This is a genomic window from Bradyrhizobium sp. LA2.1, from assembly GCF_040547725.1.
Taxonomy (GTDB): domain Bacteria; phylum Pseudomonadota; class Alphaproteobacteria; order Rhizobiales; family Xanthobacteraceae; genus Bradyrhizobium; species Bradyrhizobium barranii.
In genome coordinates, this window is sequence record NZ_JBEPQI010000004.1 from 314,207 (window position 1) to 334,763 (window position 20,557).

At 65.7% G+C, this 20,557-nt stretch carries 16 protein-coding genes and 1 riboswitch; of the genes, 10 read left to right on the forward strand and 6 right to left on the reverse strand.

Annotated features, from left to right (window positions below; all coding sequences use genetic code 11):
* Positions 1 to 105: 105 nt before the first annotated feature.
* A complete protein-coding gene (locus ABIB95_RS09475) occupies positions 106 to 429 on the forward strand; it encodes a DUF1476 domain-containing protein (protein ID WP_014494124.1) in 324 nt (107 codons plus the stop codon).
* Positions 430 to 492: 63 nt separating this feature from the next.
* Here ABIB95_RS09475 and cynS read toward each other — a convergent pair whose 3' ends face one another.
* Together cynS and ABIB95_RS09485 are read right to left on the reverse strand one after the other, a co-directional pair.
* On the reverse strand, positions 493 to 981 hold the full coding sequence (cynS, locus tag ABIB95_RS09480; RefSeq protein ID WP_014494123.1) for a cyanase: 489 nt from the start codon (positions 979 to 981) through the stop codon (positions 493 to 495).
* 89 nt (positions 982 to 1,070) lie between these two features.
* Positions 1,071 to 2,639 carry a bifunctional AfsR/SARP family transcriptional regulator/alpha/beta hydrolase gene (locus tag ABIB95_RS09485; protein ID WP_354238896.1) on the reverse strand — a complete coding sequence of 523 codons (1,569 nt, stop codon included), beginning with the start codon at positions 2,637 to 2,639 and terminating at the stop codon, positions 1,071 to 1,073.
* Between the two features lie 148 nt (positions 2,640 to 2,787).
* Between ABIB95_RS09485 and mddA the strand changes: the two genes are divergently transcribed.
* The 4 genes from mddA (at position 2,788) to ABIB95_RS09505 (ending at position 6,873) form a co-directional block, all read left to right on the forward strand.
* Entirely contained in the window at positions 2,788 to 3,537 is a 750-nt protein-coding gene (gene mddA / locus ABIB95_RS09490; RefSeq protein ID WP_354238898.1) for a methanethiol S-methyltransferase, read from the forward strand.
* Positions 3,534 to 4,511, forward strand: coding sequence for an NADPH:quinone oxidoreductase family protein (locus ABIB95_RS09495; protein WP_354238900.1), 978 nt, complete (start codon positions 3,534 to 3,536; stop codon positions 4,509 to 4,511). The genes mddA and ABIB95_RS09495 overlap by 4 nt, the downstream gene beginning before the upstream one ends.
* 33 nt (positions 4,512 to 4,544) lie before the next feature.
* Entirely contained in the window at positions 4,545 to 5,300 is a 756-nt protein-coding gene (locus ABIB95_RS09500; protein WP_354238902.1) for a hotdog family protein, read from the forward strand.
* A 364-nt stretch (positions 5,301 to 5,664) separates the two neighbouring features.
* Entirely contained in the window at positions 5,665 to 6,873 is a 1,209-nt protein-coding gene (locus ABIB95_RS09505) for a diguanylate cyclase domain-containing protein (protein ID WP_354238904.1), read from the forward strand.
* Positions 6,874 to 7,042: 169 nt separating this feature from the next.
* Here ABIB95_RS09505 and ABIB95_RS09510 read toward each other — a convergent pair whose 3' ends face one another.
* A complete protein-coding gene (locus ABIB95_RS09510) occupies positions 7,043 to 8,242 on the reverse strand; it encodes a TrmJ/YjtD family RNA methyltransferase (RefSeq protein ID WP_354238906.1) in 1,200 nt (399 codons plus the stop codon).
* 348 nt (positions 8,243 to 8,590) lie between these two features.
* On the opposite strand from ABIB95_RS09510, the gene ABIB95_RS09515 reads away from it, so the two are divergent.
* Positions 8,591 to 9,802 (forward strand): NADP-dependent isocitrate dehydrogenase, encoded by a 1,212-nt coding sequence (locus ABIB95_RS09515; protein WP_166342521.1) that lies wholly within the window; start codon positions 8,591 to 8,593, stop codon positions 9,800 to 9,802.
* A gap of 97 nt (positions 9,803 to 9,899) precedes the next feature.
* Positions 9,900 to 10,442, forward strand: coding sequence for a DUF3455 domain-containing protein (locus ABIB95_RS09520; RefSeq protein ID WP_166342522.1), 543 nt, complete (start codon positions 9,900 to 9,902; stop codon positions 10,440 to 10,442).
* Positions 10,443 to 10,446: 4 nt separating this feature from the next.
* Here ABIB95_RS09520 and ABIB95_RS09525 read toward each other — a convergent pair whose 3' ends face one another.
* Both ABIB95_RS09525 and alaS read right to left on the reverse strand, forming a co-directional pair.
* The gene (locus tag ABIB95_RS09525; RefSeq protein WP_354238908.1) at positions 10,447 to 11,673 is read right to left on the reverse strand and encodes a cyclic nucleotide-gated ion channel; all 1,227 of its coding nucleotides are present in this window, start codon (positions 11,671 to 11,673) and stop codon (positions 10,447 to 10,449) included.
* Positions 11,674 to 11,679: 6 nt separating this feature from the next.
* Positions 11,680 to 14,358, reverse strand: a complete 2,679-nt coding sequence (gene alaS, locus ABIB95_RS09530) for an alanine--tRNA ligase (RefSeq protein ID WP_354238910.1) — start codon at positions 14,356 to 14,358, stop codon at positions 11,680 to 11,682.
* A gap of 233 nt (positions 14,359 to 14,591) precedes the next feature.
* Positions 14,592 to 14,680: riboswitch (glycine riboswitch) on the forward strand.
* Between the two features lie 143 nt (positions 14,681 to 14,823).
* Between alaS and gcvT the strand changes: the two genes are divergently transcribed.
* The 3 genes from gcvT (at position 14,824) to gcvP (ending at position 19,399) form a co-directional block, all read left to right on the forward strand.
* Positions 14,824 to 15,972: a glycine cleavage system aminomethyltransferase GcvT gene (gene gcvT, locus ABIB95_RS09535; protein ID WP_354238912.1), complete on the forward strand. Its 1,149-nt coding sequence runs from the start codon at positions 14,824 to 14,826 to the stop codon at positions 15,970 to 15,972.
* Positions 15,973 to 15,982: 10 nt separating this feature from the next.
* A complete protein-coding gene (gene gcvH, locus ABIB95_RS09540) occupies positions 15,983 to 16,351 on the forward strand; it encodes a glycine cleavage system protein GcvH (protein WP_247309315.1) in 369 nt (122 codons plus the stop codon).
* 180 nt (positions 16,352 to 16,531) lie between these two features.
* Positions 16,532 to 19,399, forward strand: coding sequence for an aminomethyl-transferring glycine dehydrogenase (gene gcvP / locus ABIB95_RS09545; protein ID WP_354239102.1), 2,868 nt, complete (start codon positions 16,532 to 16,534; stop codon positions 19,397 to 19,399).
* 152 nt (positions 19,400 to 19,551) lie between these two features.
* Here the strand turns inward: gcvP and ABIB95_RS09550 are convergent, their stop codons facing one another.
* Complete coding sequence (locus ABIB95_RS09550; protein WP_354120614.1) at positions 19,552 to 20,547, reverse strand: hypothetical protein; 996 nt, start codon at positions 20,545 to 20,547, stop codon at positions 19,552 to 19,554.
* Positions 20,548 to 20,557: the final 10 nt, after the last annotated feature.

Genomic DNA, 20,557 nt, shown 5'->3' on the forward strand with positions numbered 1-20,557 from the left:
TTAACGGCTCGTTGTTTTGCCGATTCGTGCCCCCTATCTAGGCATGCGCCGGGGCCGTCGCAACGATGGCCACCGGATCCAGTCAGCAGGGAATTGGAAAAAGGCATGAGCAGTTTGGACAAGCGCGAGGAAGGCTTCGAGAAGAAGTTCGCCCTCGACGAGGAGCAGAAATTCAAGGCGGAAGCCCGCCGCAACCGGCTGCTCGGCCTGTGGGCCGCCGAGAAGCTCGGCATCACCGGCGAGGCCGCCACCGCCTACGCCAAGGAAGTGGTCGCGGCCGATTTCGAGGAGGCCGGCGATGCCGACGTCCTGCGCAAGGTCATGGCCGATTTCGCCGCCAAGAACGTCGCCATCACCGAACAGGCGATTCGCGCCAAGATGAGCGAATTGATCGCCGTGGCCGCGGCCGAGGTGAAGGCGGGCAAATAGGCGAATAGGGAGCGGCGAGTAGCGAATGAACCCCATTCGCTACTCGCTCGCCATTCGCGTCCCTCACCCCTCCTTGAAGCCGTATTCCGGCACATTGCCGCTGGCGCCGTAATATTTGTACGGCAGAAACTTGCCGCTCATGGTGATCTTGACGCGGTCGCCCTTCGGGTTGGCAACGCGTTCCATGGCCATGTCGAAGTCGATCGCCGACATGATGCCGTCGCCGAATTCCTCCTCGATCAGCGCCTTCCACGCTGGACCGTTGACCATCACCATCTCGTAGAAGCGATAGATCAGCGGATCGGTCGGTGGCATCGGCGTGCCGGTGCCGCGCATCGGCACCTCGTTGAGCATCGCGGTCTCGGCCTTCGACAGGCCGAACAGCTCGCCGGCATTGGCGGCCTGCGGTTTCGTCAGCTTCATCTGGCCGAGAATCGCACCGACGATCAGCACCTCGGAATAGCCGCCGACCTTGTCGCAGATGTGTTTCCAGCTCCAGCCGTTCTCGCGCTTGATGTCGAGCAGCTTTTCGGTGAGGTCTTCGCGTTTCATGTCGGGGTCTCCCTTCGCCAGGCATCGTGTCACGTCGTTTGTGCCGCTTTGGGAGGCACGAAACGTGCCAATAAATGAGGCTTGAGGCGTCACCGCCTCGACCTCCCCTCACGCGGTAAAGCCTCCGTGAACCGCTTGATCGCCTCGAGCACCGGCTGCTGGTCGCCGGCAAAGAACCAATGGTCATTGCCGTCGAGCTCGACGAATTCCGCACCGGTGATCCGGCTCGCGATGTCGCGCCCGGCCGCGATCCGCACGGCCTTGTCGTCCCGCCGATGCAGCACCAGCGTCGGCACCGCAATCCGCGCCAGAAGGTGTCGCACGTCGGCGTCGCGAAAGGCCTCGAGCACGGCGGAGATTCCGCCCGGACTGGACGCCGCGCGCAACAGCCCGGCCCACCAGGCGCGCGCCTGCGGATCATTGGCCAGGCTCGGCGCGAAGGCTTCGATCCCGACCGGGCCGCCCCATTGCGCAATCAGGTGCTTGCTCCAGGCGTCATACTGGCTGGCGCGCAGCGCGTGCGGATAGTCCTCCGACCAGCAGCCCTTGGCCAGTGCGCCGAACAGGATGAGCCCGGCCACATGGCGGGATTGCTCGACCGCAAATTTGATGCAGGCCGGCCCGCATTCGGATGCGCCGAACAGCACGACGCGGCGCGAGTCCGCCGCCCGTAGCACGGTGCCGATATCTTCCGCGGTGACGTCGATGCCAGGGGCCGATCCCACCCGGTCGGACAGCCCGATGCCACGGCGGTCGAAAACGATCAGCCGCCCAAGCCTCATCAATGAGGCCAGAAACGTCCGGCTCGCAGGGTTCTCCCAGGCGCGCTCCACATGCGACACGAAGCCGGGCATGACCAGGATGTCGAGCGAACCACTGCCATAGGTCTGATAGGCCAGATGCACGCCGGCGCCCTTCACGTAGCGTGTCGCTGGAAGAGCATCGCGCAGCGGCGCGGCCGCGCGGCTCATGAGCGCTTCGGTCTCGGCTTCCGGCGCGACGCCAAGCTCGTCGCGCAGCCGCTGCGCCAGTGCGGCGTGATGCCGTTCCGCCGCGCTTCGGTCGCCGGCCAGCAGCAGGCTGCGGATCAGATGCCGGCCATACACCTCGCTGAGCGGATCGAGCTCGACCAGACGGCCCGCATGCAGTGTCGCCGCGAGATGATCGCCGGCAGAATTCCTGTCCTGCACCAGACGCTCGAGCGCCTGCACGAGCCGCCCACGCAGCGCCTCGCCGCGAAAGAACGACCAATCGTCGAACTCAGGACAGTCGTCCGGAGAAAAGCCCGCCAGGAAGTCTCCGCGATAAATCCGGCAGGCCTTTTCAAAGTCGCCGCGATCGCAGGCGCGCTCGAACTGATGCGAGTCGATCTTCAACTCGACCTCCGGAGACCAACGCAAGCTTGTGCGGTCGGTCTCGAAAACCGCCTGGCCGAGCGTGAGCTCGACGCGGTGAAGCAGACGCCGCAATCGTGCAAGGCCCGTCTCGCGGGAAGTCTCGGGCCACAGCAGCGTGGCAATGACGTCGCGCGCGACGGGGCCTTTGGCTTCCGCGAGATAGACCAGCAGCGCAAGCCCCTTGCGTAAGGCCAGCTTGATCGGGCGGTCGTCGGCATGGACCTCGGGGAACCCGAACGTGACAAGCGAAAAGGCCGTCATGGAGATCCTCCCTCCCCGGTCGGCGCCGCCGGGGGACGCGCAGGGGACGGTCCAGCGATAGCAGTCAGGCCAGATCGAGCCCGCCCGCCAGCGAGCGGTTCAAGCTCCTGAATGCGGCACCGCCGCCATCGGCACAATAGGAAAAACCATGTTCGCGCGCCTCGCAATCCTGCTCTACGCCATCGTGAGCTACGCCGTCTTCACGGCTTCATTCCTCTACGCGCTCGGTTTCGTCGGCAATTATGTCGTGCCCAGGTCAATCGACACGTCGATCGACGTCGGCGCGCCTGCGAATTTGGGTGAGGCCATCGTCGTCAACCTGCTGCTGATGAGCCTGTTTGCCATCCAGCACAGCGTCATGGCACGCCCGGCCTTCAAGCGATGGTGGGCGGGAAGCCTTCCCATCGCCTGCCAGCGCAGCACCTATGTGCTGCTCTCCAGCCTGATCCTCCTGCTGCTGTTCTGGCAGTGGCGTCCGATCCCGACGCCGATCTGGCAGGCCAGCGGAATTACAGCGTGGCTCCTGATCGGCGTACATTGGCTCGGCTGGCTGATCGCGTTCGCCTCGACCTACATGATCGATCATTTCGATCTGTTCGGCCTGCGCCAGGCTCTCGTCGCGTTACGCGGAGCCGAGATATCAGGTCAATCCTTCCGGACGCCGCTGCTCTACAAGATCGTGCGGCATCCGCTCATGCTGGGCTTTCTGCTCGCGTTCTGGGCGACGCCCGAGATGACCGCCGGCCATCTGCTGTTCGCGATCGCGAACACGGCCTACATCCTGGTCGCCCTGCAGTTCGAGGAGCGGGACCTGATCGCCGAGTTCGGCGCGACCTATCAGGACTATCGCCGGCGCGTTCCGATGCTGTTGCCGCGCATTTTCGGAGCGCCCCGATGAAAGCGGTTCTGTGCAATTCGTTCACTGGCCCTGCGGATCTGCGCCTCGGTGAGATCGCTACGCCGCGGCCTGCCGGCGACGAGATCCTCATCGACGTCCATGCGGCGTCCGTGAGCTTCATGGACCAGTTGCTGGTCTCGGGCCTCTACCAGATGCGGCCGCCGACGCCCTTCGTGCCCGGCACGGAAGCTTCCGGCGTCGTCGTCGCGGTCGGCGACAAGGTCACGACATTTGCCCCCGGCGATCGCGTGGCGTGCAGTGCCTGGACCGGAGGCTACGCCGAACGGATGATCGCGAAGGAATCGAAGAGCGTGCGGCTGCCGGATGGCGTCGCGTTCGAAGCCGGGGCGACGGTGCTGCACAATTATGGCACGGCCTATTATGCGCTGGTCGAGCGGGCACGGGCGCAACGCGGGGAAACGCTGTTCGTCACCGGCGCAGCCGGCGGGGTTGGCCTTGCCGCCGTCGACCTCGGCCGTCATCTCGGCCTGCGCGTCGTCGCCGGCGTCGGCTCCGACAACAAGGCCGCCCTGGTGCGGCGTTGCGGGGCGAGCGAAGTCGTCAACTATCGCAGCGAAGATCTGCGCGACCGGATCAAGTCGATCACATCGGGAGAAGGCATCGATGTCGGCCTCGACAACGTCGGCGGCGCGATTTTCGAGCAGATAGCCCGATCGATGAAGTGGGGCGGACGGCTGATGCCGATCGGCTTCACCAGCGGCGAGATTCCACAGATCCCGATGAACCTGCCTCTCCTGAAAAATTACGCCATCATCGGCGTCTTTGTCGGCGCCTGGGCGGAGAAATTCTCCGCGGAGGCCGCGCGCATGAATGACACACTGATGCAATTGCTGGCCGACGGAAAAATCCGCCCGCACATCGATCGCGTCCTCCCTTTGGAGGAGGCCGGCGACGCCATGCGCGCCATAGCCAACCGGACAGTTCAGGGACGCATTGTCCTCAAGATCAGGTAGACTGCGCCCGACGAGGAAGAGAGGACAGAACCGATGACCGAGATCAACATCGACAAACGCTTTTGCGGTCCTCCGAACTCCGGGAACGGCGGCTATGTCTGCGGCCGGCTGGCCCGCCACATTTCCGGCGGCACGGAGGTGACGCTGCGCGCACCGCCTCCCCTGGACACACCGCTCGATGCGATCGCGACCGACGACGGCACATGGGAGCTTCGCGACGGCGCCAAGGTCGTCGCGACCGGGCGCGCGACGAGCGTCGAGCTTGCGCGCGTGGAGACAGCCCGTTTGCAGGAAGCACGCGCAGCCGAATTGCTGGCGCTGTTCAAGCCGCACGAGCATCCGCTGCCGAACTGTTTCGTCTGCGGTCCCTCAAGAGCGAAAGGCGACGGCCTGCGCATCTTCGCCGGCCCGCTCAGCCGTCATGGACAGCTTCCCGTTCTCGCGGCGACCTGGATGCCGGATCAGAACCTGGCCACCGAGGATGACCTCATCGCACCCGAATTCCTCTGGTCCGCGCTCGATTGCCCCACCGGCTTTGCCTGCAATTTTGATCAGCAGAACGGCAGCTTCGAGAAGACCCCGCTCCTGCTCGGACGGATGTCAGCCCGCATCGAGACTCGGCCCCGCCCCGGCGAAGGCTGCATCATCACCGCCTGGCCAACCGGCCGCGACGGCCGCAAGCGCACGGCCGAGGCCGCGCTCCATAATGAATCCGGGAGATTGCTGGCCGTGGCGAGGACGACATGGATCGCAGTCGACCGCAACGTGCAGCTCGGGCGTACTTCGTAGGGTGGATTAGCGGAGCACCACTTTGATGTCCGTACAAACTCGATCTCGTGGGGTGGGCAAAAGGCGCGAAGCGCCGTGCTCATCACTCCAATCTCAGCTCCGTTGAGCGACATGGTGGGCACGCTTCCGCCTCCGCTGTTCGAGCTACGGCGGACAAGTCGCTTTGCCCTCCCTACCTCTAATCACGCAACACATCCGTCGCCGCACCTTCGGCCTGCACCAATCCGCATTCTCCTGCACGCCCGCGGCCGCGCTTGCGACAGTTTACCTTGCGTCAAGCACGCCCGGCAATCGATGGCTGTCTTAAAAGGCTTGTTAGGAGCGGTCATCGTTGTTGGCGCCCGGAATACGGGGACGCTCTGCAATGCAATCGGACGAGGGACTCTACAGTGCGCCACGCTGGCGCCTGACACGCTGGCTCGCCGAGCCGGGGCTAGGTGTTCCCGACGACATCCGCGCCGCGCTCATTGTCCAGCTCTATGGATCGCTGCCGGTTTTTGCTGCCGGCGCCGTCAACACCATTGCCGTCGCCGCCGTGATCGCTGGCCGCAAGCAGACTGCACCATTCATTGTCTGGCTGGTCATGGAGATCGCGATCTGCCTGGCCCGCCTCGCCGTGCTCGTCAGCGCGCATCGCAGGGCGCGTGCCCACCGCCCGACGCCAACCGACCTTCATCTCCTGCTCGCGGTCGCCTGGAGCGCCAGCGTTGGATTTGGCGTCGTTGCCAGCCTGGCCAGCGGGGACTGGGTCGTCGCCATGCTGGCCTCGCTCTCGGCGGCGGCGATGGTCGGCGGCATCTGCTTCCGCAATTTCGGCGCGCCGCGGCTGGCCGGGACCATGATCCTGCTGAGCCTCGGTCCCATCATCCCCGGCGCCGCGTTCGCGGGCGAGCCGCTGTTCTACATCGTCTACCTCCAGGTGCCGATGTATCTGGCCGCGATGACGGCCGCCGCCTTCCGCCTCAATCGGATGCTGATCACCACCATGCGCGCCGAACGCGAGAACAGCCATCGCGCGCATCATGATGCACTCACGGGGCTGCTCAATCGCGCGGGCTTCGTCGAGGCACTCAGCGCCAGACTTGGCGCCCACGCCGAACGACGGTTCGCTGTGATGTTCTTCGATCTCGACGACTTCAAACCGGTCAACGACACGTTCGGACACGCGGCGGGCGACGAGGTGCTGAAAGCGGTGGCCGGGCGCGTGCGCCGGGCGCTGCCGGACGGCGCCGTGGTCGCCCGGATGGGCGGCGACGAGTTCGTCGTGCTCGTCGACGGCGTCACGGCCGAAATGGCCCAGGAGGCGGGATACCGCCTCATCAGCGAGGTTGCCGTCTCCTATGAGCTCGGCGGCGAGGTGCGCGCCGGCGTCGGCGCCAGCGTCGGCATTGCGATGTCGCCGGATCATGGCGCCGAAGTCGAGGAATTGCTCGCGGTCGCCGATGCAGCACTTTACGAGGCGAAGTCAGGCGGCAAATCGCGTTGCTGCCTGGCCTCGGTCGAGACCAACCTCGCCGCGTTACGTCGGCTGCAGCAGAGCGGCGCGAAGGGCCCTGTCGCAAGCGCCGCCTGACGCAGTACGACTGACCCACCCCACAAGCGCGATCCCGTAGGGTGGGCAAAGGCACGTAGCGCCGTGCCCACGACTTCTGTCTCGGCTTTGTCGAGCGACATGTTGAGCACGCTTCCGCCTCCGCTCTTCGAGCTACGGCGGACAAGTCGCTTTGCCCACCCTACGAGACCTATGCGCTTTGCTCGATCATCCCCTGCAACCGCACCAGCTCCGCCTCGAGATCGCGCTCCACGTCCGCTGCCCGGATCTCCAGCACGCGATAGTCGCGCGCCTCCAGCCACGTCCGCCGGCCAGCACGATCAGCCGCGATGGTCTCGCCCTCGCCCGGGTTGACCAGCTCGATCGCGATCCGGTGCGGGAACGAGACGAAATCGGGAATGTGCCGGCCGACCGGGGTCTGGCGCTTGAACCCTCCTGCGAAGCGGCGGTCGCGGGTCAGGGCCTGCCAGAGCAGGCGCTCGGCGTCGGTCGGGTTGCGGCGGAGCAGGCGGGCGAGCCCGCGCACCGTCGAGCCGCTGTCGGGCACGCCGCCGCCCTGGCCGTGCTCGGCCAGCAGCGCGCGCAGGCGCGTGGCCTGCTCGCCGTCGAGCACGCCGCCCTTGGCCGGGCCCTTGCGCCCTTCCGCGATCGCCATCACCACCCCGTGCAGGGTGTGCATGTCCTGCTTGGTCGGCTCCATCCGGCTGAAGATGTTGCGCAGGTTGACCAGCATGGTGTCGCGCTTCTCGGCCGGGCGGAGGAATTCGACCCGGTCGAGCTCGCGGATGAGGTTGTCGAAGAAGGCCTGCATCTGGTGCTGCGAGGCGCGCTCGGAGCGCTCGGGCATGCTGTGCGGCAGCTCGCCTGACGTTGCCCGCTTGAACCATTCATAGCCGACCAGCAGCACGGCCTGGGCGAGGTTGAGCGAGGCAAAGCCCGGATTGACCGGGAAGGTGATGATGCGATTCGAGAGCCCGACCTCCTCGTTGGTCAGCCCCCAGCGCTCGCGGCCGAACAGGATGCCGGCCTTGCCCCCGGTCGCGACGTGACCCGAGATCTCGGCCGCGGCTGCCTCCGGCCCGACCACCGGCTTGGCCTGGTCATGGGGACGCGCGGTGGTGGCGAACAGCAGGTCGAGATCTGCGACCGCCTCGCCGACCGTGTCGAACAATTCGACCTTTTCCAGAATATAGTCGGCGCCGGCCGCGGCGCGCTGGGCGGCGATGTTGGGCCAGCCGTCGCGGGGATTGACGATGCGCAATCGGCTGAGCGCAAAATTGCCCATGGCGCGCGCGGCCATGCCGATGTTTTCGCCAAGCTGCGGCTCGACCAGGATCACGATGGGACCGTCGAGGGAAAGGCCCGCCTTGGTCTTGTCAGTCCCCGACATCTCGCTTCGCTTTCACACTGGTTCTCAAGGCCTTGGCAAGGCGCTCTTCAGGAATTGATTCAAAGCCGGCCTGCCCCGATCCGTTGGGGCCGGCTGCCCGTTCGCCTGTCGTTTGCCTGTCCTGACGAAATTCTCAAGGGAAATAACGGGTTGGATTCGACTTTTGAATCTCTTCTGAAGCCTGAGGCCCGCCCCCGCGGCAGGGCCCGCCCCGCCCCCCATCTGGGCAAGCTGGATGAGCTAAAAGTGCATAATCCCTTGGCTTTCGCCCGCTGCAGTCCGGTGCTAAGAGGCGGCGGATATTCCCGTGGCGCGCCAAAGCGCCGTTCCCAAGAGGCTTCCCCGATCATGGCAAAAATCAAGGTGTCCAACCCCGTCGTCGAACTGGATGGCGACGAGATGACCCGGATCATCTGGCAGTACATCAAGGACAAGCTGATCAACCCGTACCTCGATGTCGAGCTGCTCTATTTCGACCTGGGCATGGAGTACCGCGACGAAACCAACGATCAGGTGACCATCGACGCCGCCGAGGCCATCAAGAAGGTCGGCGTCGGCGTCAAGTGCGCCACCATCACCCCGGACGAGGCCCGGGTGAAGGAGTTCAACCTCAAGCAGATGTGGAAGTCGCCGAACGGCACCATCCGCAACATTCTCGGCGGCGTGATCTTCCGCGAGCCGATCATCTGCAAGAACGTGCCGCGCCTCGTTCCCGGCTGGACCAAGCCGATCATCATCGGCCGCCACGCCTATGGCGACCAGTACCGCGCCACCGACATCAAGTTCCCCGGCAAGGGCACGCTGACGATGAAGTTCGTCGGCGAGGACGGCACCGTCATCGAGAAGGAAGTGTTCAAGACCCCGGGCGCCGGCGTCGCGATGCAGATGTACAATCTCGACGATTCCATCATCGACTTCGCCCGCGCCTCGTTGAACTACGGGCTGCTGCGCAACTACCCGGTCTACCTCTCGACCAAGAACACCATCCTCAAGGTCTATGACGGCCGCTTCAAGGACATCTTCCAGGACATCTACGACCGCGAGTTCAAAAAGGAATTCGAGGCCAAGGGCCTGACCTACGAGCACCGCCTGATCGACGACATGGTGGCCTCGGCGCTGAAATGGTCCGGCGGCTATGTCTGGGCCTGTAAGAACTACGACGGCGACGTGCAGTCCGACACGGTCGCGCAGGGCTACGGCTCGCTCGGCCTGATGACCTCGGTGCTGCTCACCCCCGACGGCAAGACCGTGGAAGCCGAAGCCGCCCACGGCACGGTGACCCGCCACTACCGCGAGCACCAGAAGGGCAAGGAGACCTCGACCAACTCGATCGCGTCGATCTTCGCCTGGACCCGCGGCCTGTCGCATCGCGCCAAGCTCGACAACAATGCCGAGCTCGCCAAGTTCGCGAGCACCCTGGAGAAGGTCTGCGTCGACACCGTCGAGGAAGGCTACATGACCAAGGACCTCGCACTGCTGGTCGGTGCCGACCAGCGCTGGCTCTCGACCACCGGCTTCCTGGACAAGGTCGCGGAGAATCTCACGAAAGCGTTGGCGTAAGCCATCGTCCGCAATTTCGCCCGACTGGGCCAGACATCATCACGGGCCGCGCCAAAGCGCGGCCCGTTTCTTTTTGAGAGCTTTTGCGGAGACCATCATGTTCATCAAGCTTGCTGCCTCCACCCTGCTGCTAGCGGCCCTGATCGGACCGGCCGGAGCTGCGGAGCCCGAATCGACCGAGGCGCCACGCGGACAACTCAAGCTTTACACTCTGCCAGCAGCGATCCTGGCCCTCGGCGAGACCGCCGTGCTCAGCGTCCACGCCGAGGGCGCGCAAGTCTATGAGTGCAAGGCCGCCGCCGACGGCAAGCTCGCCTGGGCCTTCCGCGAACCGGTCGCGACGTTGCTGTCCGAGGGCAAGACCGTCGGCCGTCACTACGCCGGTCCGAACTGGGAGCTGGCCGACAGCAGCGCCGTGGTCGGCAAGGCCATTGGCAACGCGCCGGGCGCAACCGCCGCCGATATCCCCTGGCTCAAGCTGGAAGTCGCCTCCCGCCGCGGCAGCGGCATCCTGACGCCGGTCACCACCGTCCAGCGCATCAACACCCACGGCGGCAAGCTCGAGGGTTCTTGCGACAAGGCCGGCGATTTCAAAAGCGCGCCCTACTCGGCCGACTACATTTTCCTGAAGAAGGGCTGACCGCTTAGGGGGCGGTGTCGTCGCGCTCCGCCTGCGCCAATTCTGCCGCCGCAAGATCGCCGGTCTCCTCGAGCCGTGCCTTCGCGGTCTGGTGGACGTGGGCGGCGAGCGTCGGCATGCGCTCGATCAGCGCGTGAAAATCCTGGGCGTCGAGCACGAGCAGCCGCGTCTTGCGCGTCGCCGTAACCGTGCCGCTGCGCTTGGTCTTATGTAGCAGCGCGATCTCGCCGAAGAAGGTGCCGTCGGTGAGGCGCACCTGCTGGCTCGGCAGCGTGATCTCGACCTCGCCGGCAGTGATGAAATACATCGACGAGGCGGTATCGCCACGGCGCACCAATATCTCGCCCTGCTCGATGGTGCGGGCGCGGAGCAGCCGCATGATGTCGGCGATCTCCGCGGCCGAAAGATGCGAGAACAGTGGCACCCGCGCCAGCATGCCCCAAGTCACCACGAAATCGCGCCGCCTCACCTCCTCGGCGAAGGCGGTCGAGATGATCGCGACCGGCAGCGCGATCATGGCGAAGCCTGAGATGATCGCGAACACCGAGATGAATTTTCCGAGCGGCGTCACCGGCACGACGTCGCCATAGCCGACGGTGCCGAGCGTCACGATTGCCCACCACATCGCGTCCGGAATGGTGCCGAGCTTGCTGGGCTGCACATCACGCTCGATGGCGTAGAGCAGCGAGGCGAAGGTCAGTACCACACCGATCAGGATGACGATGCAGCCGATCAGCGCACGCCGCTCGGCATGGATGGCCGCGAGCAGCGAGCGCATCGCCGGCGAATAACGGATCAGCTTGAAGAACGGCAGCACGCCGAGCCCAGCCAGCGTCGCGTGCCGGCCGGTGGCCAGCACGATCGCGGCCGGCAGGAACGCCATGAGGTCGATGATGCCGAGCGCGGAGAAGGCATAAGAGAGCCGGTCGGACAGCGCGGAGCCGTTGCGCTGGGTGTGCCCCGCCACGGTCCACAGCCGCGCCAGATATTCGAGCGCGAACACGATGACGGCGAGGACGGCGACCGCGCTGAACAGCGTGTCGAACCGCGCGTCGAGCTCCGGCACCGAGGCGAGGATCATCGCGACCACGTCGAGCACGATGACGCTGATGATCACCTGGATGAAGCGCGACCCGATCGAGTAGGCGAGCGGATCGTGCTCCAGCAATTCGTACAGGCGATCCCTTAGGTTGGGATCGGCCGAGCCACGTCCTCGCGGAACGAGGCGCATGGCCGTTTACGCGCCTGCCATCGCTTTTTCGATCGCCGCGAGCGCCTCGGGCGCCTTGGCGCCATCGGGACCGCCAGCCTGCGCCATGTCGGGCCGGCCGCCGCCGCCCTTGCCGCCGAGCGCCTCGGAGGCGACGCGCACCAGGTTCACGGCATTGAAGCGCGCGGTGAGATCGGCGGTGACGCCGACCACGATCCCGGCCTTGCCGTCCTCGGTGACGCCGACGATGGCGACCACGCCGGAGCCGATCTGCTTCTTGCCGTCGTCCGCAAGGCTCTTGAGATCCTTCATCTCGATGCCCTCGACCGCGCGCGCCATCAGCTTGACGTCGCCGACCTCACGCACGCCTGCGGCTGCGCCGTTCCCGACGGATGTACCGCCTCCCATCGCGAGCTTCTTGCGGGCGTCAGAGAGCTCGCGCTCGAGCTTCTTGCGCTCCTCCATCAGGGCTGTGATGCGCGCCGGGACGTCGTCGATCGAGGTGCGCAGCTCGTTGGCCGCGGTCTTCGCCAGCGCCATGGTCTCGTTGGCGTGCCTGCGCGCGTAGTTGCCGGTCAGCGCCTCGATGCGGCGCACGCCGGAGGCGACCGCGCTCTCGCCGGTCAGCGTGATCAGGCCGATGTCGCCGGTGCGCTTCACATGGGTGCCGCCGCAGAGCTCGACGGACCAGCCGAGCGCGTTGGTGCCGCGCTCCCGCGCGGTCCGGCCCATCGAGACGACGCGGACCTCGTCGCCATACTTTTCGCCGAACAGCGCGCGCGCGCCGGCCTCGCGGGCCTCGTCCACGCCCATGACGCGGGTGGTGACCTCGTCGTTCTCCAGCACCACGTCGTTGGCGATGTCCTCGACGCGGGCAAGCTCTTCCGCCGTGATCGGCTTCGGGTGCACGAAGTCGAAGCGCAGGCGGTCGGGCGCGACCATCGAGCCGCGCTGGGCGATGTGGTCGCCGAGCACCTGGCGCAGCGCCTCGTGGATGAGATGCGTCGCCGAATGGTGCGCGCGGATCGAGGAGCGCCTGCCGTGATCGACCTCGAGTTGCAGCGCGGTGCCGAGCTTCAGCTCGCCGCTCTCCACGGTGCCGACGTGGACGAAGAGATCGCCGAGCTTCTTCTGCGTGTCGGTGACGCGGAACTTGATGCCGCCTTCGCCGCTGAGCACGCCGGTGTCGCCGACCTGGCCGCCGGACTCCGCGTAGAACGGCGTCTGGTTGAGCACGATCGCGCCGGTCTCGCCGGCCTTGAGGCTCGCGGTTTCCTGTCCGTCCTTCACCAGCGCGGAGACCACGCCTTCGGCGCTCTCGGTCTCATAGCCCAGGAATTCGGTGGCCCCGAGCTTCTCGCGCAGCGGAAACCAGATCGCTTCGGAAGCCGCCTCGCCCGAACCCTTCCAGGACTCGCGCGCCTTGGCCTTCTGGCGCTCCATCGCGTCGGTGAACGAAGCTTGATCCACGCCGATGCCGCGCGACTTCAGCGCGTCCTGCGTCAGATCCAGCGGGAAGCCGTAGGTGTCGTACAGCGTGAAGGCGACGTCGCCGTCGAACATGTCGCCTTTCTTCAGGGACGCGCTCTTCTCGTCGAGGATGGCAAGGCCGCGCACCAGCGTCTTGCGGAAGCGGGTCTCTTCCAGCCGCAGCGTTTCCTCGATCAGGTTTTCCGCGCGCATCAGGTCGGGATAGGCCTGGCCCATCTCGCGGACCAGCGCCCAGACCAGGCGGTGCATCAGCGGCTCTTTCGCACCCAGCAGCTGCGCATGGCGCATCGCGCGGCGCATGATCCGGCGCAGCACATAGCCGCGGCCCTCGTTCGAGGGCAGCACGCCGTCGGCGACGAGGAAGGCCGAGGAGCGCAGATGGTCGGCGATGACGCGGAACGAGGCGACGGTCTGCTCGTTCGGCCCGCTGCCGAGCGCGGACGCGGTCGCGTCGATCAGATGGCGGAACAGGTCGGTCTCGAACACGCTGTCGACGCCCTGCATGATGCAGGCCATGCGCTCCAGCCCCATGCCGGTGTCGATCGAGGGACGCGGCAGATCCACGCGCTCCTCCTTCGTCACCTGCTCGTATTGCATGAACACGAGATTCCAGAATTCGAGGAAGCGATCGCCGTCCTCTTCCGGCGAGCCCGGAGGTCCGCCCCAGATGTGGTCGCCGCGGTCGATGAAGATCTCCGAGCACGGGCCGCACGGCCCGGTGTCGCCCATCGCCCAGAAATTGTCCGAGGTCGGGATGCGGATGATGCGGTCGTCGGAGAAACCCGCGATCTTCTTCCACAGCCCCGCCGCCTCGTCGTCGGTGTGGTAGACGGTGACGAGCAGCTTGTCTTTCTTGAGCCCGAACTCCCGCGTGATCAGGGTCCAGGCCAGCTCGATCGCGCGCTCCTTGAAATAGTCGCCGAACGAGAAATTGCCGAGCATCTCGAAGAAGGTGAGATGGCGCGCGGTGTAGCCGACATTGTCGAGGTCGTTGTGCTTGCCGCCGGCGCGCACGCATTTCTGCGACGTGGTGGCGCGCTGATAGGGCCGCTTCTCGACGCCGGTGAAGACGTTCTTGAACTGCACCATGCCGGCATTGGTGAACATCAACGTCGGATCGTTGCGCGGCACCAATGGCGAGGAGGACACGATCTCGTGGCCGTTCTCGGCGAAGAAGTTCAGAAAGGTCGACCTGATCTCGTTGACGCCGCTCATGTTCATCCAATCGGGTGTGCTTGGACCCGCGATACGCCATCCAAACCGGGCATTTGGGCTGATATCTGCGGGTCAAAGCGCTTTTAGACAAGGCCAGCTGCGCTGTCCAGAAACTGTGCAAGGAGATCAGTGAGTTGCCGCAGGCGCGCAATCCCGTTTGCAATCCCGTTGAAAGCCGCCAAGTGCGCGTTGACAGGCTTGGCCGGGCTGTGGTCTGTACCCATCTGTATCGTACGGCCACGTCGGGAGAGACCGGCTTTGGTGCCGGCGCCGAAGGAGCAACCGCCCCGGAAACTCTCAGGCAAAAGGACCGCGTGGCTTTGACGACATCTGGAAAGAGGCGCCGACGGGTATAGCCCGGACAGCGTCCGCCGACGGGATAATACTCTCAGGCACAGCGACAGATGGGGCTTCGACTGGTTGCTACCGGGGAATCGTCCCCGGGGAACCGCCGAGGGCCCCGTAATGCTTGCGCGCGACGACCAAGATTCCCTCAAACGTACGCCCCTTCACGGGCTTCATGTCTCCCTCGGCGGCAAGATGGTGCCGTTCGCGGGCTATGACATGCCCGTACAGTACCCCGCGGGCGTCCTGAAAGAGCACCTCCATACCCGTAGCCAGGCCGGCCTGTTCGACGTCTCCCACATGGGCCAGCTCGCGCTTCGGCCGAAGTCGGGCAAGGTCGAGGACGCCGCCCGCGCGCTGGAGCGGCTGGTGCCGCAGGACATCGTGGCGATCGCCCCGGGACGGCAGCGCTATGCCCAGTTCACCAATCCGGACGGCGGCATTCTCGACGATCTGATGGTCGCCAATTTCGGCGATCACCTGTTCCTGGTCGTCAACGCCGCCTGCAAGGAAGCGGACGAGGCGCATCTGCGCGCGCATCTCTCGGGCGACTGCATCATCGATTCGCTTCAAGACCGCGCCCTGATCGCGCTGCAGGGCCCGAAAGCGGAAGCGGTGCTGGCGAAATTGTGTGCAGAGGCGCCCTCCATGAAGTTCATGGACGCCGGTCCGCACAAGGTCGCCGGCCTCGACTGCTTCGTCTCGCGCTCCGGCTACACCGGCGAGGACGGGTTCGAGATTTCGGTCCCCGCGGCCGATGCCGAGCGCCTCGCCAAAACGCTGCTGGACAATCCCGATGTGATGCCGATCGGCTTAGGGGCCCGCGACAGCCTGCGGCTGGAAGCCGGGCTCTGCCTCTACGGCCACGACATCGACACCGCCACCACGCCGGTCGAGGCCGCGCTGGAATGGTCGGTGCAGAAGAGCCGCCGCAGCGGCGGCGCGCGCACCGGCGGCTTTCCCGGCGCCGATGCGATCCTCGCTCATTTCGATAACGGCGCGAGCCGCCGCCGGGTCGGCCTGCGCACGGAAGGCCGCGCGCCGGTGCGCGAGGGCGCGCTGCTGTTTGCGGATGACGCCGGCGGCGAGCCGATCGGAAAGGTCACCTCGGGCGGCTTCGGCCCGAGCCTGAATGCGCCGGTCGCGATGGGCTACGTGCCTACGGCATCGAGCGCGCTCGATACAAAACTCTTCGCCGAGGTGCGCGGCCAGCGGCTGCCGCTCACGGTCGCCGCCATGCCTTTCGTGAAAAACACCTACAAACGCTGAGGACAAGACAATGACCACGACGCTGTACACCTCCGACCACGAATGGCTGGCCATCGACGGCGACGTCGCCACCGTCGGCATCACCGACTACGCGCAGTCGCAGCTCGGCGACGTCGTGTTCGTCGAGCTGCCCAAAGCCGGCCGTGCCCTGAAGAAGGCGGAAGCCGCCGCCGTCGTGGAATCGGTGAAGGCCGCCTCCGACGTCTACGCGCCTGTCACCGGCGAGGTGCTCGAGACCAACGACGCGCTCGCCGCCGAGCCGGCGCTGGTGAACTCGGACGCGCAAGGCAAGGCGTGGTTCTTCAAGATCAAAATTGCCGACAAGAGCGAGCTCGGCGGCCTCATGGATGAAGCCGCCTACAAGGCCCACACGGCGTGAGATGAAGCGAACTCTGACCTCATATTCGGTGTCATCACCCGCCTTGTGCGCACTGCGCACTCGGGCGGGTGATCCAGTACGCCGCGGCTTCTCGGCTCAAGCCGTGACGCCTGCGTTTACTGGATGCCCCGCCTTCACGGGGCATGACGGCGACAGCGAAATCTAAAGCGAGGACCCATGATGACCGCGCACCGCAAATCCAATGGCGACACCGCCGCCACCTTCGTTCGCCGCCACATCGGCCCGTCGGCGCGCGACGTCACCGCAATGCTGGAGGCCGTCGGCGCCAAGAGCGTGGACGCCCTGATGGCGGAGACGCTGCCGGCCTCGATCCGGCAGACCGCTCCGCTCGATCTCGGCAAGCCCTTGAGCGAGACCGAGGCGATCGCGCATATGGCCGAGCTCGCGCGAGAGAACCAGGTCTTCACCTCGCTGATCGGCCAGGGCTATTCCGGCACGATTTTGCCCGCGGTGATCCAGCGCAACATTTTGGAGAACCCGGCCTGGTACACGGCCTACACGCCCTATCAGCCCGAGATCAGCCAGGGCCGGCTGGAGGCGCTGCTCAACTTCCAGACCATGATCTGCGATCTCACCGGTCTCGACGTCGCCAACGCCTCGCTGCTGGATGAAGCGACCGCCGCGGCGGAAGCGATGGCGCTCGCGGAGCGGCACTCACGGGTCGAAGCCAAGGCCTTCTTCGTCGACAAGGACGTCCATCCGCAGACGCTGGCTGTGATGCGCACCCGCGCCGAGCCGCTGGGCTGGACCCTGATCGTCGGCGATCCCCTCGCCGATCTCGACAAATCAGACGTGCTCGGTGCGCTGCTGCAATATCCGGGCTCCTCGGGCGCCGTGCATGACCTCAGGCCCGCGATCGCGACGTTGAAGGCCAAGGGCGCGCTCGCGATCGTTGCCGCCGATCTCTTGGCCCTGACGCTGCTCGCCTCGCCCGGCGAGCTTGGCGCCGACATCGCGATCGGCTCGGCGCAACGTTTTGGCGTGCCGATGGGTTATGGCGGCCCGCACGCGGCCTATATGGCGGTGCGCGATGCGCTGAAGCGCTCGCTGCCCGGCCGCATCGTCGGCCTCTCCGTGGACTCGCGCGGGATGCCGGCCTATCGCCTCGCGCTGCAGACCCGCGAGCAGCACATCCGCCGCGAGAAGGCGACCTCCAACATCTGCACCGCGCAGGTGCTGCTCGCCGTAATCGCCTCGATGTACGCGGTCTATCACGGCCCCGAGGGGCTTGCGCAGATCGCGCGCAACGTGCATCGCCGCGCCGCCGTGCTCGCAGCGGGCTTGCGCAAGCTCGGCTTTGCGCCGCAGTCGGATAGCTTCTTCGACACGCTCAGCGTGGACGCCGGTGCCAAGCGCGCCGAGATCGTCGCGCGCGCTACCGCCGAGAAGATCAACCTCGGCGTTGGCGACACCGCGCTCCGCGTCGCGCTCGATGAGACCACGACCCCGGCGACCGTCGAGGCGGTCTGGCGCGCGTTCGGCGGCACGCTTGTTTACGCCGAGATCGACGCCACCACGCGCGAGGCGCTGCCGGAGTCGCTCAAGCGCACCACCGCCTTCCTCACCCATCCCGTGTTCCACGCGCATCGCTCGGAAACCGAGATGCTGCGCTACATGCGCAAGCTCAGCGATCGCGACCTCGCGCTCGACCGCGCCATGATCCCGCTCGGCTCCTGCACGATGAAGCTGAACGCGACCACCGAGATGATGCCGCTGACCTGGCCGGAGTTCGGGTCCTTGCATCCGTTCGCGCCGCGTGAGCAGGCCAAGGGTTACCACGCGCTGTTCGCGCGGCTGGAAAAGTGGTTGTGCGATATCACCGGCTATGACGCGATCTCGCTGCAGCCGAATTCGGGCGCGCAGGGCGAATACGCCGGACTGCTCGCGATCCGCGGCTATCATGCCGCGCGCGGCGAGGCGCACCGAAAAATCTGCCTGATCCCCTCCTCCGCCCACGGCACCAATCCGGCTTCGGCCGCGATGGTCGGCATGGACGTGGTGGTGGTCGCCTGCGAGAAGAACGGCGACGTCGACGTCAACGATCTCCGCGCCAAGGCCGAGAAGCACTCGAAAGATCTCGCCGCGGTGATGATCACCTATCCCTCGACGCATGGCGTGTTCGAGGAGCACATCCGCGAGATCTGCGACATCGTCCACGGCCATGGCGGCCAGGTCTATCTGGACGGCGCCAACCTCAATGCGCAGGTCGGCCTATCCCGGCCCGGCGATTACGGCGCCGACGTCAGCCATCTCAACCTGCACAAGACCTTCTGCATCCCGCATGGCGGCGGCGGCCCCGGCATGGGCCCGATCGGCGTGAAGGCGCATCTCGCGCCGTTCCTGCCCGGTCACCCGGCGACGCAAGCCGAAGCTCCGGTCGGCCCGGTCTCGGCCGCGCCGTTCGGCTCGGCGTCGATCCTCACCATCTCCTACATCTACATTCTGATGATGGGCGGCGACGGCTTGAAGCGCGCAACCGAAATCGCGATCCTCAACGCCAACTACATTGCCGCGCGCCTCGATGCGCACTTCCCGGTGCTCTACAAGAACGCGAAGGGCCGCGTCGCACATGAGTGCATCGTCGATCCCCGCCCGCTGAAGACGACCTCAGGCGTCACCGTGGACGACATCGCCAAGCGCCTGATCGATTACGGCTTCCATGCCCCCACCATGAGCTTTCCGGTGCCGGGCACGCTGATGATCGAGCCGACCGAATCGGAATCGAAGGCGGAGCTGGATCGGTTCTGCGACGCCATGATCGCGATCCGGAAGGAGATCGCCGAGGTCGAGGCCGGCCGCTTCAAGATCGAGGCTTCGCCTTTGCGCCACGCCCCGCACACCGTGCACGACATCGCGGATGACGACTGGAAGCGCGCCTACACCCGCGCCGAGGGCTGCTTCCCCGCGGGCACCTCGCGCACCGACAAATATTGGTGCCCGGTCGGCCGCGTCGACAACGTCTACGGCGACCGCAACCTGGTGTGCTCGTGCCCGCCGGTGAGCGATTACGCGGAGGCCGCGGAGTAAGGGATCGTAGCTTCGTAGGCTGGGCAAAGCGACTTGTCCGCCGTAGCTCGAAGAGCGAAGGCGGAAGCGTGCCCACCACCTTTGTGCGCGTTGGAATATGGTGGGCACGGCGCTTGCGCGCCTTTGCCCACCCTACGGCCCCGAACGCGTATCTAGGGTGCAAGGAGCGAACGGTTCTTTCGGTCCCACCGCCAAAGCCGTTCGTTGGTGAGAAGCGTACCGCCCCACCAGCGTCTGATCGGGTTTTGACGGCGGAAATCCTCCCGGCCTTCAAGGACCGCTTCCCCAAATTCGGTGAGCGATAGCCGGCTTCGGCGAAAGGCCGCGTTGCGGCCTCGCGCATCGTGCGGGGCCAGCGTCGCGAGTTTCGGATCGAGACCCGTGATCACCGGCATTGGGCCGGACCCAAGCCCTTCGAGCAGCGGGCCCAATTCCCATTGATCGAACACGCGCGTTTGCAGCGGACCGTCCGGTTGAAACAGCTCCTTGGTACGGTTGTGCCCCCGCGCAATCAGGTCGAGAAGCCGCGCTTCCGTCGTACCTAGTCCGGTGATTGGTGATGGCAGTTCTGCCAGCAATTGTTCCATCGCAGGCTTCAGGAAGGGCAGCCTGGGGAAATCCCTGCCGAGCAATCCGAAACAGAGCTCCGGCGTTGGCGCCCGGTAGGCTTCCCAGGCCATGTTGGCGATCTCGAAGTCGCAGTCCGCGACCTCCAATTCCCGCACCATACGATCGCGAAGCTCTGTGCCGTCCGCTCCGCGCAGATCGAAATTGACACGTCGCAATCTCAGACGATCGGTGATCGATGGATGGGACCGCAAATAATCGAGGATCCAGATCAGTTGCAACTGACTATTGGGCTCAGGGTCGAACCACAGCTCGATGAGATCGACGCCATAGGTCTCGCAAAACCAAATCAGGCCTGTCTCCTTGTGCGCGAGACCGGTCTGAGGCAACCGGCCAACAAGATCGGACCAACGCACCTCCGGATCGCCTCTGACATAGCCTCCCGTCAGGTATTGCTCGAGGTGATGCGAGGTAGGCAGTGGCCCCGAAACGAAGCGAAAGATGAACGGGACGACCATGTCGGCGCGATCCGCATGGGCAAGACCAACGCCGGACGAACTGGTCAGGATCACACGCTTCATTGCCGACGCG

Excerpts from the sequence above, each read along its gene's own strand:
- gcvP (WP_354239102.1), top strand. The coding sequence starts at position 16,532 with ATGACCGCGCACCGCAAATCCAATGGCGACACCGCCGCCACCTTCGTT.
- gcvT (WP_354238912.1), top strand. The coding sequence starts at position 14,824 with ATGCTTGCGCGCGACGACCAAGATTCCCTCAAACGTACGCCCCTTCAC.
- ABIB95_RS09500 (WP_354238902.1), top strand. The coding sequence starts at position 4,545 with ATGACCGAGATCAACATCGACAAACGCTTTTGCGGTCCTCCGAACTCC.
- mddA (WP_354238898.1), top strand. The coding sequence starts at position 2,788 with ATGTTCGCGCGCCTCGCAATCCTGCTCTACGCCATCGTGAGCTACGCC.
- ABIB95_RS09510 (WP_354238906.1), bottom strand. The coding sequence starts at position 8,242 with ATGTCGGGGACTGACAAGACCAAGGCGGGCCTTTCCCTCGACGGTCCC.
- alaS (WP_354238910.1), bottom strand. The coding sequence starts at position 14,358 with ATGAGCGGCGTCAACGAGATCAGGTCGACCTTTCTGAACTTCTTCGCC.
- ABIB95_RS09520 (WP_166342522.1), top strand. The coding sequence starts at position 9,900 with ATGTTCATCAAGCTTGCTGCCTCCACCCTGCTGCTAGCGGCCCTGATC.
- ABIB95_RS09475 (WP_014494124.1), top strand. The coding sequence starts at position 106 with ATGAGCAGTTTGGACAAGCGCGAGGAAGGCTTCGAGAAGAAGTTCGCC.
- ABIB95_RS09505 (WP_354238904.1), top strand. The coding sequence starts at position 5,665 with ATGCAATCGGACGAGGGACTCTACAGTGCGCCACGCTGGCGCCTGACA.
- ABIB95_RS09515 (WP_166342521.1), top strand. The coding sequence starts at position 8,591 with ATGGCAAAAATCAAGGTGTCCAACCCCGTCGTCGAACTGGATGGCGAC.
- ABIB95_RS09525 (WP_354238908.1), bottom strand. The coding sequence starts at position 11,673 with ATGCGCCTCGTTCCGCGAGGACGTGGCTCGGCCGATCCCAACCTAAGG.
- gcvH (WP_247309315.1), top strand. The coding sequence starts at position 15,983 with ATGACCACGACGCTGTACACCTCCGACCACGAATGGCTGGCCATCGAC.
- ABIB95_RS09485 (WP_354238896.1), bottom strand. The coding sequence starts at position 2,639 with ATGACGGCCTTTTCGCTTGTCACGTTCGGGTTCCCCGAGGTCCATGCC.
- ABIB95_RS09495 (WP_354238900.1), top strand. The coding sequence starts at position 3,534 with ATGAAAGCGGTTCTGTGCAATTCGTTCACTGGCCCTGCGGATCTGCGC.
- cynS (WP_014494123.1), bottom strand. The coding sequence starts at position 981 with ATGAAACGCGAAGACCTCACCGAAAAGCTGCTCGACATCAAGCGCGAG.
- ABIB95_RS09550 (WP_354120614.1), bottom strand. The coding sequence starts at position 20,547 with ATGAAGCGTGTGATCCTGACCAGTTCGTCCGGCGTTGGTCTTGCCCAT.